Raw genomic sequence first — 12,928 nt, forward strand, 5'->3', positions numbered from 1 at the left:
AATCATAATCCACGACCGGCCAAAAAGGGGACTCCGGAATCGTTATTTGACAGTTCAACGAACGAACCCCAATAATCGATATAGAAATAATTACCGACATAAAATCGACTTGAAATACAGTCCGGGAATTATTACCTTTCCGTTGACTTTCCCTTTATTGACAACGACTTCCTTTCGTCCAACCGGCTGGTTTTCGTCATGCAGCCGGATTATATTTGCGGCTGATCGCCGAAAGCGTCGGCACGCTCACTGGCCTCATCGATAATCAACTCAGCATTATTAATACGACGCCATGCCGAAATCACCCGCACTGTGGGAACCCTATTGCCACCGGGCCGACGCCGAGTTTCACCTGTCGAATTTCGCCGGACGGGTACTCGGCCCCAAGGCGGGTGTGATCTTTTTCGACGGCCTGGCCGCGGCGCGGCTCAAGCCCGCGCTTCCCGACGCCGACGGTCATGCGCTGGATCTGGTCGTATCCGCGTCGAGGTTTCCCCTTGCGGCACCCGATCCGTTGAGCAACGCCAGCCCGCAGACCATCGCGCAGTTGTCGCACGCCTGGTCGCAACGCGTCACGGCGGCATCGGGGCCGACGGCGCTCGACAGGGGGCTCGCGGCGACACGGCAGTTCATGGGCGAGCACAAGACTGCATTTGGCGCGGCGGCCGTCGCCGGCGATGCATTCGGGGTGCTGGCAGGCGTCGTGTCGCTCGGCCTGCTGTTCGCCGGGGGCGCCGTGCTTCTCCCGGCCCTCGGCGTGGTCGCCGGCGCCGCCTCTGCCGTGCTGCTGTTCGAGGACGGCAAGATGCTCTACTACGAGCTGACCGGCGACGAAGTCCACCGGAAGGCGCTCGAAAACTCGTGGCATTACAAGCTGGTCGAAACGATCGGCCCGATCCTGCTTTTGCCCGATCTCGCGTTCAGCGGTGTACGAACACTGGCGTCACTGCCCAGGCTTTCACGGGAAGCCGGCGAAGCAGCGGAGGAAGCCGCTCAAGCGGTCAAGCGACTGGCCAATCAACGCAAGGACATCGATACGTTTACCCGCAACAACCTCGATCACCCGAATCAGGCGCTGATGCGTGAACAGGCCAATCAGATGCGCGGACAGGCAAGCGGTTTCGCGAACGACGTGCGTGAGGCACAGAGAAAACTCGACAAGGCCCACCGCGAGCTGATGCTGGCGCGGACCATCGGCGCGCCGGCATACTTGACGACGACCTACGGCACCGGTGTCTACGGCGTCAATTCGCCCAACAACTGGCCGGAAATCATCGCGTGGGTGAAAGAACATACGCATCAGTTCGCGGACCATGCAGCCGGTTTGCTCATGCCGCCGCGCGTGGCCAACGATACCGGGGCCGGCGACCCGACGACCGTGTTGCAGTTTCAGGTCGGTATCAGCCGCCATCCGGAGCACGCGCAATGACCGACCTCGATCGACCGTCGATCGCTTTCGACGACCCGCAGCCGGAGCGCCCGGGCGATCGTCCGCGCGGTGCGCCCGCACAAGCCGTCCTTGCAGGCGGGGCGTTCTTCGTGGCGGCGGGATTCACGTTCGTGGAACTCGTCTATGGCATCGCCTCGCTGATGCACGTCGGCGACGAAGTCGTGATGCTGCCGACATGGATCGTGCTGTCGATCGTCATGCTCACGGTCGGTGTCGGCGTAGGCCGCGGCAAGCTCTGGGCCGTCCGCCTGTTTCGCTGGCTCTCGTTCGTCTCGATGGCGCTCTATCTTCCGTTGCTCGTCCTCGCGCTCTACCTGAACGCGGGCCCGATACCCATCGATCGGGGCCTGGCCGTCGTCATGTTTGTCTCGGCCGTCGTCAAGCTCCTGCCGTTCATCATCATCTACCGCGCGCTGCGCAAAGTCCGCTGGCTCGACCCCGATTCGCTGCCCCATGAATGGGAACCGCCCTACATCCAGCGCTGACCCGATCGAGGATGGACGAACTCCTGCCCCACTACGAGCGCGAGCTGGCGCTGCTGCGCCGCTCGACGCGCGAGTTCGCCGCGCGCTTTCCGAAGATCGCCGCGCGCCTCGGGATGACCGACGGCGAAAACGACGATCCGCATCTCGGCAGGCTGCTGCAGTCGTTCGCCCTGCTCGGCGCGCGCATCAGCAGGACACTCGACGACGACTATCCGGCGTTCGCGCAGGCCGTCATCGACACGCTCTATCCCGAGCAGCTGCGCCCCATTCCGTCGTGCTCGATCGCGCAGTTCGACGCAGGTGTCGCGCTCGGCCAGCTGACCGAACCCGTGACGGTGCCGCGCGGCACCGAACTCGAGGACCGGGCCGGCACCTGCCGGTTCCGGACCAGCTACGACGTCACGTTCGCACCGATCGCAATCGATCGGGTCGGCGTCGCGCCGGCCGCCGCGTTGTCGCCGCGCAGCAAGCTGCCGCCGAATACGTCGATCGTGCTGTCGATTACGTTCGCATCGCTAACGGATGAAGCGGCGTTTCGCGCGGCAACGCCGGAACAGATCCGCATCCACTTCCACGGCATGCCGGCACTGTCGTCCACGCTGGCCGATGCGATGCTGCTGCATGCGCCGATGGCGTTCGTCGAAAGCGACCGCAGTGGCCACTGGAAACGCCTGCCGCAATTTCCGCTGAAGCCGGCCGGGTACGACGAACGCGACGCACTCGTGCCGCACGCGGAAGCGGAACATGCGCCGTGGCGCCTGCTGCGCGAATACTTCGCGTTTCCCGACAAGTTCGCATTCGTCGACATCGACTTCGGGATGCTTGCGCGCGCGGCCGGCCCGTGCCGCAAGCTGACGCTGCACGTGCCGATCGTCGACGTGCCGGAATCGTCTGCCGCACGCGTGCAGCTCGACGCGATCACGACCGACAACCTGCGGCTGTGCTGCACGCCGATCGTGAACCTGTTCAGTCGCGACGCGATGCCGATCACGCTCGGGCCCGACGCCACGACCTACGCCATCACGCCGCACGTGTTGAGCATGCGCGGCATCACCGTCCGCTCGATCGATTCGGTTCGGCTGGCCGCCGAGGGCGCACCGGAAACAGTAGGCGGCACGCCGGTGCCGTGTTACCGCGGCTTCGTGCATGAACGGTCGTCGCGCGACGCGCCGGCCTACTGGCTCGCATCCGGACGCGAACACGACGACGACGCCAACGCGTCGCGACACCCGGAGATCATGCTCGTCGACCTGACCGGGCGTGCGATTGCACGAGCGGGCGGCCAGCTCATGCTCGGCCTGACCTGCACGAACGGCAACCACCCTGCGACACTGCCGTTCGGCGCCCCCGACGGCGACCTGTTCAACGAGAACGACAATCTCGCGGGCCGCGTGACGCTGTTGCGCGCCGCGTCTCGCTGTCGCACCGTGCCGCGTCGACAGCGTGCGCTCTGGCAGCTCGTCGCCGGCCTTGCGCCGCATGTGCTGACCCTGAACCCGGCCAGCGTCGAAACGCTGCGGGCATTGCTGCGCCTGCTGGCGGCCGACGCAGCGGGGCCGGCGCCGATCATCGACGCGATCGTCGGCGTCTCGCACCGGTCCGCCATGCAATGGACGGCCGTCAAACCCATGTCGACGTTCGTGCGCGGCATCGAGATCACGGTAAGCATCGAACCGGCCGCATTGAATACGGCAAGCCTGTACGCATGCAGCCGCATGCTCGACCCGTTCTTCGCCCATTTCGCGCCGGCCAACGGCTTCGTGCAGTGCGTGATCCGCGATGCGTCCGGCCGCGAGCAGGTGCGCTGCCCGCCGCGCTTCGGCACGACGGCGGTGCTGTAGGCGACGCCTGCGCGCAAGCCCATCCACCACCAACAAAAACAAGGCCCGGTGCACTTCCGCGCACCGGGCCCGCCCTGCTTCACGAAAATCCCGCGTTATCTCACTTGCGGTCGAGCGAATACCGTCCCGGCCCGCTCAGCGCGAGCAGCAACATGCCGCCGATGATGCTCACGTTCTTGTAGAAGTTGATCATCGCGATGTACTGGTCCATCCCCTGCAGCGCCCAGTAGCGATGGCCGATCAGCGCGGTTGCGAGCGTATAGGCGGCGAACATCAGTGCAAGCGGGCGTGTATAGAAGCCGATCGCGATCAGCAAGCCGCCGGCCAGCTCCACCGCCACCGCGATCGCGGCCGCCAGCTCGGGCGCCGGGTTACCCGTCGACGCCATGTACGCGACCGTGCCCGAGAAACCGGTCAGCTTCTGCCAGCCGAACAGCACGAACAGAATCATCAACAGCACGCGAGCCGCCAGCAGCAGCTCGTCCTTCTTCGATTCCAGCGAAAAGTAACGCATGACAATCACCCTTGAATTGACGGTTTGATGCACCCGGTGCCGATGCGCGCCGAATCGGCGCGCCAATCCGGCAACGGACCACTCCTCGCACAATCGGACAGCGGGCCGACCGGCCTGCCGCCGGGGAATCCGATCCGGAGAGCGCCGTTCCTGGCGCGCTCCGGATCGGTTCCGGCGAAGCACGAGTGCAGTCTACTGTCTCACCAAGAATCATCAATCCGTCAAAACATGATTCGCTGTCTTAAAAAAGTGGACAATCGGAGACGACGAGGCCGTACATGGCAGCAGACCGGGCAGCGCCCACGAACCTGTTCCCGTGTTTCAAGAGCATGAAAATTACCTGGCCTTTTACCGGTCACCGTCTCCAATAACTATTCCCGACTTCAATTGACGCGAACCGGCCGCAACAATGCGCCACAACCGTTATTCAGCGACACGCTCAATGCGCGACTCACTCGCGATCACTTCAACCGGACAACTCGACGGTCTTTGCAATTGCCGAAGCATCATGTTCCGCATCAGGACACATGGCCCGGGAATGCGAATTGGCAATCGAAAACGTTTCACGTGCATGTGGCCTGGTGTCGCACGTAACGAGATGACGTCCGGTGGGCAAGGCTCACAGCTCGATGCTCGCCGGGAAGCACGCGTTCTCCGCGCAGTCGATCCGACCGATGTTTAGCAAAATGCACGAAAACTTCTTCATCAAACATTCATGCTTTCAGCAAGATTTCAATGCCAGCGGAAATCCTCTAATAAATACAATTAAAATCATGCGCTTACGCTAAAAAATCGCCAACCGCCCTCGCGCATCCACCCGCCCGCACCCCGTCTACAATTTTCTCAAGAAGCATTACAAAAAATTACCAATTAATACCGATTTAAATATAGGATAGCGCACTGTCACGTTCTTACGTTTCCCCGACACCGCCCGTGGACCCGGAAGGCGTCGCGCGGGAAACGGCATGCAGGCGAATCGCGACGAGGCCGCCCGGATCTCCGCATGCGGGTTCGGCGGCCGCTCGTCTGAGGATCGCCTTTCAACCGGAGCTCACCCATGCCAACGAACACGCCTGTGAATAGCAGCGCGAACGCAAACAGCCTGATGCAACAGGCGGCGCAATCGATCATCAACGGCTCGACCGGCAATCCGTCGATGGACATCGGCTCGCTCGTCAAGACGCTGGTGAACGCGAAGACGGCCGGCCATGCCGCGTCGCTTGCCGCGTCGCAAACGTCCAGCAGCACGCGGATTTCCGCATTCGGCGCGCTGTCGTCGGCGCTGGGCGCGCTCCAGGCGGGCCTCACGTCGCTGACGAACGGCGGCCTGCAGTCGACCTTCACCGCCGTCGCGAGCGGCAAGGGCCTGACCGCGACGTCGGGTGCGGGCGCGGTCGCCGGCACCTACACGGTCGGCGTCACGCAGATCGCCACCGCGCAGGCGCTGTCGTCGGCGGGTTTCACCGGGAACAAGGCGCTCGGCACCGGCACGCTGACGCTGTCGCTCGGCAGCCAGTCGTTCAAGGTCGAGGTCGGCAGCACGAACAACACGCTGTCGGGCATCGCGGCCGCGATCAACTCGGCATCGAACAACCCGGGGATCAGCGCGACGGTCATCAACGGCACCGACGGCGCGCACCTCGTGCTCGCGTCGTCGAAGACGGGCTCCGCGAACGCGATCAGCGTCGCGGTCGGCAACGTGGCCAACGACAGCGGGCTGTCGAGCCTCGGCGTCACGTCGACGGCCGACACGTCCGGCGGCGCATCGAAGATCGACTCGGCGAACAGCGCGGCCGCGTGGCGGCAAAGCGCCGCCGCACAGGACGCGAAGTTCACGATCAACGGGATCGCATCGACCAGCGCGAGCAACGCGGTGTCGGGTGTGTTGACGGGCATCACGCTGAACCTGTCGGCTGCCGCGGTCAGCGCGACCGATACGCAGACGCTGACGGTCAGCACCGACACGAAGTCGCAAGCAGCGACGATCACGAATTTCGTGAACCTGTACAACACGGCCGTCAAGACGATGGGCGCGCTGACGAGCTACACGGAAGGCGCGAACGCGCAAGGCGCGCTGATCGGCGATTCGACGCTGAACACGATCCGCAACTCGCTCGCGTCGATCGTCGCGCGCGGCGTCGACGGCGCCGCCACCGAGAACGGCCACGGGCGCATGAACCTGATGGCGATCGGCATCAAGCTCGAGAAGGACGGCACGCTGAACGTCGACAGCGCGAAGCTCGGCGACGCGCTGTCCGCCAACCCGACGGCGGCCGCGCGCCTGTTCGACCCGACGAACGGGATCGGCACGCGCCTGAACGATCAGATCACGCACTTCACGAAGAAGGACGGCATGATCGACGTGCGCACGAACGCACTGAACGCCGACCTGAAGCGCGTCACGCAGCAGCAGTCCGATCTGTCCAACTACGCCGCGCAACTGACCAAGCAGTACCAGGCGCAGTTCACGGCGCTCAATACGCTGATGGCGAGGATGAACTCGAACACGCAGTACCTGACGCGGCTGTTTGGCGGTGCCAACAGCAGCGGCACGCTGGCGAACAAGTGAACGGCCGGGCAGCACGCTGAACGCGCCGGCGGCTCGCGCCGCCGCGCGCGGTGTATCGCCTGGCGGTATGGTTCATGCCCGGCGCGGCACCAGCGCCTGCCGGGTGCACTTGCCCGATTCATGCGATCGCGGCAGGCGGCCTGCACTCGGTTCGTCGCCCGACATGGGCGTGCCGTCAGCCGAGACCTTCGACCCGATCCGCAAACAAATCGATCGCACGCGAAACCTGACGCCCGAAATAGCCTGGCCGCTCGCGTTCGTACGCGCGCAGCAGCGACGTGCATTCGCGCTCGGCCCAGCGCCACACCGGGCCCTGCTTCGCGAATGCCGGATGATCGCGCAGCTCGGCAGGCACCGTGTGCTCGTCGTCCCAGCCCCAGAAATAAGCCTGATACGCGCGGGCGAACGGCATCCCCAGATTGGTCGCGACGGTCTCGTCGTGGCGCAGCGTGAAGTCGACGATCTCCTTGCGCGCGCGGCCGCCGACGTCGTCGTGACGCGCTTCAATCCAGCAGTGATAGCGCGCGAGTTGCGACAGATGCCGTGCGGTCCGGCGCCGCTCGCGCGTCGTGCACAGCGCGTACAGGTTGCCGGCGCCGAAATCCATCACTTCGCCGCCCGCGAAGGGCCTGTAAGGCTTACCGGTCAGCAGCGTCAGCACCTGCGCGCCGACGATCGCGTAGTCGGCACAGCGCATGTAGCCGCTGCGCGTCGTCGCCTCCGACACGCTCCGGTGGACGGCCTCGTCGATTACGGCGTGCAGCATGGCATCAACCGGCGCCGCCAGGATCGGTGGCTGGCTTGTCGTCGTCACTTGTTGCATGGAGGGTGAATACGGATTCAACGGTTCGTCGGTAAAAATCACACCGCGGCATAATATTACGAATTGTTACGGGAAACGACGGGAAGGTTTGGCTAAATTTGTGTGCTTTTGTCATACGGCACGGGAGCACGTCGGATGGCCGGTGGAAGCGGCAAACGCGGAACGCAGCGCGGCACGCCGGACGAACGTCGGCGGTGCGCTCGCGGATCGCGGGCGGCTGGCTGTGGTGATGTGGTGAATGAAGGCAGGACAGCGCATCGGCCTCGTGTCGGCGATGCGCTGTCGTTCGTGGCGATGGGTATCGTGACGGACCGGCCGGCTAGTGTGGACTTGCGGGCGCGGCAGACGGCTGTGCCGTCATCGACGCGCTCGGGAATCCCGGCGGTTTCGTCACGTGGCGCACGCGGCCCGGTCGCGGTGCCGGGTTCATGTCATCCGGGGCATTGCAGGCACACCGTTGACGTCGCATGGCGCGACGCATCTCGAGGTGCCGATGCTTCTTGCGGCAAACGCACGCGCCGGCCGCGCGCTTCCCGACGATCAAACGCAAAGGCGGCCGCACGCGCGGCTCGCCCGGGTATCGCGCGCCGCCCGGTCCGCACGGCGCGCATCACATGCTATTGCGCGGCGATCCGCCGGCGGAAATGCTCGGTGCCGGCCACGATCTTGTCGAGCACCGCGTCGAGCGCCCAGAATCGTTCGCGCACGTCGTAGTCGATCGCACGGCACTTGATCGACCCGAAGGTGCCGATCCGCTGATGGTAGAGCTTCGCGAGCGCCGGGTAGCCCAGTGCCTCCGATACCGCCGAGACGACCAGGAACGTCGACAGCTCGTCGGCCAGCGGCGGATTCGTATGTCCTTGCGTGCGCAACCACCGGTAGAGATCCGGATGGAAGTTGGTGAACACGCCGTTGAAGCCGGCGGACCCCGCCTTCATCGCGTCCCACGCAATCGCCGCGTTCGCGTTCAGGATCTTCAGCGGCGATCCCGCCGCGAGCGCGACACGCCGCTTCACCGTCTCCAGGTCGCAGCTCACGTCCTTGAGCATCACGAACCGGCCCGTGTCGATACACGCACGCAATTCGTCGTCGGACAGCAGCCGCCGGTAGGGCGCCGGACACTCATACAGGCCGAGCGGCAGATCGGACGGCAATCGCGCGAGCAGCTTGTGAAGATGGTCGAGCAACGCGGCGCTGCCCTTGCGCTGCGGATCGAGGCGGTTGGTCACGAGCACGACGCCCTGCGCGCCCGATTCGGCCGCCGCGCGCAGCTCGGCCACCTGCGCATCGAGATCGTCGCTGATGTGCCCGGACGCGACGACGGGCACGCGCCCGGCCACCCGCTCGACCACGAAGCGCGCCAGTTCCGCGCGTTCGGCAAGCGTCAGGAACTGCATCTCGCTCGATTGCGCCACCGCAAACAACGCATCCGAGCCGTGCGCCAGATACCATTCGATGAGCCGTTCGAGCCCCGCGTAGTCGATCGCGCCGGCGTCGTCGAACGGCGTCAGCATGACCGGCACGATCCCCTCGATGGTCACGCTCGATTGCTGCTGGTGTTGCATCTGTTTCTCCTTGCTTCAGTGAATACGTGGTGCGAACCGCGGGCTCAGGCCGGCAACGGGCCGGGCGCGGCGTTCGCGGCGTGCTCGGGAATCGGCTTGCGCACCAGCAGCAGGTACGCCATCGCACCGGCGAACGCGATCGCCGCGGCAGTCAGCAGCGCCGGCACGAACGACCACTTCTGCGCGATGACGCCCGTCAGGATCGGCGCGAGCGCGCCGCCGATGAAGCCGCCGAAATTCTGGATCGCGCCGAGCGACGCGATACGGCTCGGCGGCGCGGCCGCCGTCGCGAGCGCCCACGAGCAGGCCGACGCCGCGTTGGCGAGAAAGATCACGACCGAAATGCACGCGAGCGCGACCACGTTGCTCTGCACCAGCGCGGCCGGGATCGTGAATGCGACCATCCCGAGCATCGCGACCACCACCGCATTGCGCCGGCTCACGACCGGAGAACGGCTGCGACGCGTGACCAGGTCCGACAGCCAGCCGGCGACCAGCGAGCCGATGAACCCGCACAGGAACGGCACCGACGCGGCGAATCCGGTACGGATCAGGCTCATGTGCCGCTCCATCGTCAGATAACCGGGCAGCCAGGTCAGGTACACCCAGTTCAGGTACACCGACCCGAAGAAGCCGATCAGCATCCCCCAGGTCGTGCCGTGCGAAAACAGGCTGCGCCATTCGCCGAAGGTCAGTTTAGGCGCCGCAACCACGCTTTGCGCATCGGCATCGAGATAACCGCGCTCGGCCGCGGTCAGTTGCGCACGCACCGGATCGCGGTACAGCGCGAACCACACGACGGCGACGACGAGACCGAGTGCACCCGTCACAATGAACGCCCAGCGCCAGTCGAACGATACGACGAGGATCGACAGCAGCAACGGCGCGAGCGCGGTGCCGAGCGGCGACGCGGCGTTGAAGATCCCGGTCGGCGTGCCGCGCGCGCGCAGCGGAAACCAGTTGCTCACCACGCGCGCGGCCGACGGGAATTGCGGCGCCTCGCCGATGCCGAGCACGATGCGCGCGACGATGAACCAGCCGAAGGTGGACACGATGCCGCCCGCCGCCTGCGCGAACGACCAGACGATCAGCCCGATGCCGAGCAGCCGGCGCGGACCGATGCGGTCGACCAGCCCGCCGACCGGGAACTGGCACAGCGCATAGCTCCACGAGAACGCCGACAGCAGCAGCCCCATCTGCGCGAGCGACAACCCGAGATCGCCCCGGATCGCCGAGCTCGCGACGGCCAGCGTGCCGCGATCGAGATAGTTGACGATCCCGCTCGCCATCAACAGCGCGAGCGCGATGCGTTGCCCGCGCCGGATCCGCGGCGGCGCATGCGGAACAGATTGGTTTTCGCTCATTTCGATTGTCTCCATGTCATGGGTATCGGCCGGATCCGGCCGTTCCGTCGTGTGCGGAATTCAAGCGTCCATGCGTGCCACTTCTTCGCGTGTCGGGATCGACGTCTGCGCGCCGTAGCGCGTGACGCTGATCGCGGCCGCACGCTGGCCGAAGCCGATCGCGTCGTCCATCGACGCGCCGTCTGCCCGGGCCGCCGCGAATCCGCCGACGAACGTGTCGCCGGCCGCGGTCGTATCGACGGCGACCACCGTCATCGCCCGATGGCGGCCATGCCCTGCGCTGCCGCGCCAGCACACGCCGCGCGCACCGAGCGTGACCAGCACGTTGCCGACGCCCTTCGCGCACAGCGCATCGGCGGCGCGCACGGCCGACGCATCGTCGCCAACCGCGATGCCGGTCAGCGACTCGGCTTCCGTTTCGTTGACGACGAGGTAGTCGACCCGCGCCAGCAACGCGTCGAACAGCGGCTGCGCGGGCGCGGGATTGAGCAGCACCGGCGTGTGGTGTGCGGCCGCACAGGCAATCGCGTGCGCCACGGTGGCGATCGGCACTTCGAGCTGGCACACGAGCAGCGCCGCTCCGGCGATCGTTTCACGCGCCGCGTCGATCCGGTCGGTATCGACGCACGCATTCGCGCCGGGCACGACGACGATGCTGTTCGCGCCGCGCGCGTCGACCGTGATCGTCGCGACTCCGGTTGCCGTGCCGCCGACGCGATGCAGGTGCGTCACGTCGATGCGCTCGGCCGCCAGCGCGTCGTGCAGGCGCGCACCGAACGCGTCGTCGCCGACGCAACCGATCATCGCGACCGACGCGCCCAGGCGCGCGGCGGCGACTGCCTGGTTCGCCCCCTTGCCGCCGTGAACGGTCTGGAAATCCGTGCCGAGCAGCGTTTCGCCCGGCACCGGCAGGCGCGGCGCGCGCGTGACGAGGTCGATGTTCACGCTGCCGACGACAGCGATCCGCGGTGAATGAGCGCCGTTCATTTTCGAATGTAATCGCTTACATTTTCGGCGGACAAAATGGCCAGGAAGGCCGTCGTCGATGAAAATTTCGCCATGCGGATGGAAGGGTCGTCTGACATAATAGGAATACAGCATCAAGATAGCGCTTACATTCTCACAGGGTCGAACGGGAATGCAAGCGGGACCATCATGAATCGAGGGTAAACAATGACGCTTTTGACAGCGCGCGGCGCCGGCCACCCCGCCACGCCGGGAGACGGCCGATGAGCACGACTCCGTCCCGCGGCGGTGCATCGCGTGCGCGCCGCGGCAGCGGCCGCTCGGTGCTCGGCGATGTCGCGAAGCTGGCCGGCGTATCGACCGCGACCGTCTCGCGCGTGTACAACGATCCCGGCAAGGTGTCGGCCGACGTGCAGCAGCGCGTGCGTGATGCGGCGCGCGCACTGAACTGGATTCCGAACGCGGCCGGCCGCGCGCTCGCGTCCACGCGCACCCACATCACGGGCGCGATCATTCCGACACTCGACGACCAGGTGTTCGCGTCGCAGGTCGCGGGCATGCAGACGGTCATGGCCGAGCACGGCATCACGCTGTTTCTGGGCTGCTCGAACTACGATCCCGCACAGGCGCTGGCCCAGGTGCGCGCGATGCTGTCGCGCGGCGTGGAAGCCGTGTCGCTGGTCGGCGAAGCGTATCCGCCGGAACTGTTCGAACTGCTCGCGCTGCATCGCGTACCGTACGTCGTCACTTACGCGTATCGCGACGACAGCCCGCACTGCTGCATCGGCTTCGACAACCGCGCGGCGTTCGCGCGGCTCACCACCCACCTGCTCGACCTCGGCCACCGCGATTTCGCGATCATCATGCAGCCGTCGGCGGACAACGACCGCGTGCAGGCGCGCCTGCGCGGCATTCACGACACGCTGGCCGCGCACGGGCTCGCGGTGCGACCGGTACATCAGCACGAAGGCGCGGCCACGATCGCGTTCGGGCGGGCCAGCCTGCGCGCGATCGCCGACAGCGACGCGGCGACGCGGCCGACGGCCGTGATCTGCGGCAACGACGCGCTCGCGCTCGGCGCGTTGCTCGAGGCGCAGGCGCTCGGCATCGACGTGCCCGTGCAATTGTCGATCACCGGGTTCGACGACATCGCGCTCGCGCGCGAGATCCAGCCGCCGCTGACGACGATGTGGGTCGACACCGATGCGATCGGGCGCCAGGCCGCGCATGCGTTGCTCGACGCGCTCGAAAACGGCGCGACGGGGCCCGGCCGGGCGGTGATGCCGGAGTTGCGCACGCGGGAATCGGTCGCGCCGCCGGCGCAGGCGCGCGCATCGCGCAAAAAATGAAG

Annotated in this window: 11 protein-coding genes; 6 read left to right on the plus strand and 5 right to left on the minus strand. The window is 66.0% G+C overall.

Going from position 1 to position 12,928, the window contains the following annotated elements; translation table 11 throughout:
* Positions 1-292 precede the first annotated feature (292 nt).
* From ACN22W_RS35585 to tssF, 3 genes are read left to right on the plus strand one after another with little or no spacing between them, the layout of a single operon-like run.
* Positions 293-1,429 (plus strand): hypothetical protein, encoded by a 1,137-nt coding sequence (locus ACN22W_RS35585; RefSeq protein ID WP_419690693.1) that lies wholly within the window; start codon positions 293-295, stop codon positions 1,427-1,429.
* The gene (locus ACN22W_RS35590) at positions 1,426-1,935 is read left to right on the plus strand and encodes a hypothetical protein (protein ID WP_419690694.1); all 510 of its coding nucleotides are present in this window, start codon (positions 1,426-1,428) and stop codon (positions 1,933-1,935) included. The genes ACN22W_RS35585 and ACN22W_RS35590 overlap by 4 nt, the downstream gene beginning before the upstream one ends.
* A gap of 11 nt (positions 1,936-1,946) precedes the next feature.
* The gene (gene tssF, locus ACN22W_RS35595; protein ID WP_419690695.1) at positions 1,947-3,776 is read left to right on the plus strand and encodes a type VI secretion system baseplate subunit TssF; all 1,830 of its coding nucleotides are present in this window, start codon (positions 1,947-1,949) and stop codon (positions 3,774-3,776) included.
* Between the two features lie 100 nt (positions 3,777-3,876).
* On the opposite strand, the gene ACN22W_RS35600 is transcribed toward tssF, so the two are convergent.
* On the minus strand, positions 3,877-4,290 hold the full coding sequence (locus ACN22W_RS35600; RefSeq protein ID WP_419690696.1) for a DoxX family protein: 414 nt from the start codon (positions 4,288-4,290) through the stop codon (positions 3,877-3,879).
* Positions 4,291-5,347: 1,057 nt separating this feature from the next.
* On the opposite strand from ACN22W_RS35600, the gene fliD reads away from it, so the two are divergent.
* Entirely contained in the window at positions 5,348-6,859 is a 1,512-nt protein-coding gene (gene fliD / locus ACN22W_RS35605; RefSeq protein ID WP_419690697.1) for a flagellar filament capping protein FliD, read from the plus strand.
* Positions 6,860-7,034: 175 nt separating this feature from the next.
* Here the strand turns inward: fliD and ACN22W_RS35610 are convergent, their stop codons facing one another.
* Positions 7,035-7,682, minus strand: a complete 648-nt coding sequence (locus ACN22W_RS35610; RefSeq protein WP_193102381.1) for a hypothetical protein — start codon at positions 7,680-7,682, stop codon at positions 7,035-7,037.
* Here ACN22W_RS35610 and ACN22W_RS35615 point away from each other — a divergent pair.
* Positions 7,624-7,920 (plus strand): hypothetical protein, encoded by a 297-nt coding sequence (locus ACN22W_RS35615; protein ID WP_419690778.1) that lies wholly within the window; start codon positions 7,624-7,626, stop codon positions 7,918-7,920. The genes ACN22W_RS35610 and ACN22W_RS35615 overlap by 59 nt on opposite strands.
* A gap of 379 nt (positions 7,921-8,299) precedes the next feature.
* Here the strand turns inward: ACN22W_RS35615 and ACN22W_RS35620 are convergent, their stop codons facing one another.
* From ACN22W_RS35620 to rbsK, 3 genes are read right to left on the minus strand one after another with little or no spacing between them, the layout of a single operon-like run.
* Positions 8,300-9,247 carry a dihydrodipicolinate synthase family protein gene (locus ACN22W_RS35620; protein ID WP_419690698.1) on the minus strand — a complete coding sequence of 316 codons (948 nt, stop codon included), beginning with the start codon at positions 9,245-9,247 and terminating at the stop codon, positions 8,300-8,302.
* Positions 9,248-9,291: 44 nt separating this feature from the next.
* Positions 9,292-10,611: an MFS transporter gene (locus ACN22W_RS35625; protein ID WP_419690699.1), complete on the minus strand. Its 1,320-nt coding sequence runs from the start codon at positions 10,609-10,611 to the stop codon at positions 9,292-9,294.
* Positions 10,612-10,671: 60 nt separating this feature from the next.
* Positions 10,672-11,598, minus strand: coding sequence for a ribokinase (gene rbsK / locus ACN22W_RS35630; protein ID WP_419690700.1), 927 nt, complete (start codon positions 11,596-11,598; stop codon positions 10,672-10,674).
* Between the two features lie 242 nt (positions 11,599-11,840).
* On the opposite strand from rbsK, the gene ACN22W_RS35635 reads away from it, so the two are divergent.
* Positions 11,841-12,926, plus strand: a complete 1,086-nt coding sequence (locus tag ACN22W_RS35635; RefSeq protein WP_419690701.1) for a LacI family DNA-binding transcriptional regulator — start codon at positions 11,841-11,843, stop codon at positions 12,924-12,926.
* The last annotated feature ends 2 nt before the right edge of the window (positions 12,927-12,928 follow it).

This window comes from Burkholderia theae, from assembly GCF_048565265.1.
Lineage (GTDB): Bacteria > Pseudomonadota > Gammaproteobacteria > Burkholderiales > Burkholderiaceae > Burkholderia > Burkholderia theae.

What these genes read in the sequence shown, in the direction of transcription:
- ACN22W_RS35585 (WP_419690693.1), top strand. Translation starts at nt 293, where the DNA reads ATGCCGAAATCACCCGCACTGTGGGAACCCTATTGCCACCGGGCCGAC.
- ACN22W_RS35590 (WP_419690694.1), top strand. Translation starts at nt 1,426, where the DNA reads ATGACCGACCTCGATCGACCGTCGATCGCTTTCGACGACCCGCAGCCG.
- tssF (WP_419690695.1), top strand. Translation starts at nt 1,947, where the DNA reads ATGGACGAACTCCTGCCCCACTACGAGCGCGAGCTGGCGCTGCTGCGC.
- ACN22W_RS35600 (WP_419690696.1), bottom strand. Translation starts at nt 4,290, where the DNA reads ATGCGTTACTTTTCGCTGGAATCGAAGAAGGACGAGCTGCTGCTGGCG.
- fliD (WP_419690697.1), top strand. Translation starts at nt 5,348, where the DNA reads ATGCCAACGAACACGCCTGTGAATAGCAGCGCGAACGCAAACAGCCTG.
- ACN22W_RS35615 (WP_419690778.1), top strand. Translation starts at nt 7,624, where the DNA reads ATGGCATCAACCGGCGCCGCCAGGATCGGTGGCTGGCTTGTCGTCGTC.
- ACN22W_RS35610 (WP_193102381.1), bottom strand. Translation starts at nt 7,682, where the DNA reads ATGCAACAAGTGACGACGACAAGCCAGCCACCGATCCTGGCGGCGCCG.
- ACN22W_RS35620 (WP_419690698.1), bottom strand. Translation starts at nt 9,247, where the DNA reads ATGCAACACCAGCAGCAATCGAGCGTGACCATCGAGGGGATCGTGCCG.
- ACN22W_RS35625 (WP_419690699.1), bottom strand. Translation starts at nt 10,611, where the DNA reads ATGAGCGAAAACCAATCTGTTCCGCATGCGCCGCCGCGGATCCGGCGC.
- rbsK (WP_419690700.1), bottom strand. Translation starts at nt 11,598, where the DNA reads ATGAACGGCGCTCATTCACCGCGGATCGCTGTCGTCGGCAGCGTGAAC.
- ACN22W_RS35635 (WP_419690701.1), top strand. Translation starts at nt 11,841, where the DNA reads ATGAGCACGACTCCGTCCCGCGGCGGTGCATCGCGTGCGCGCCGCGGC.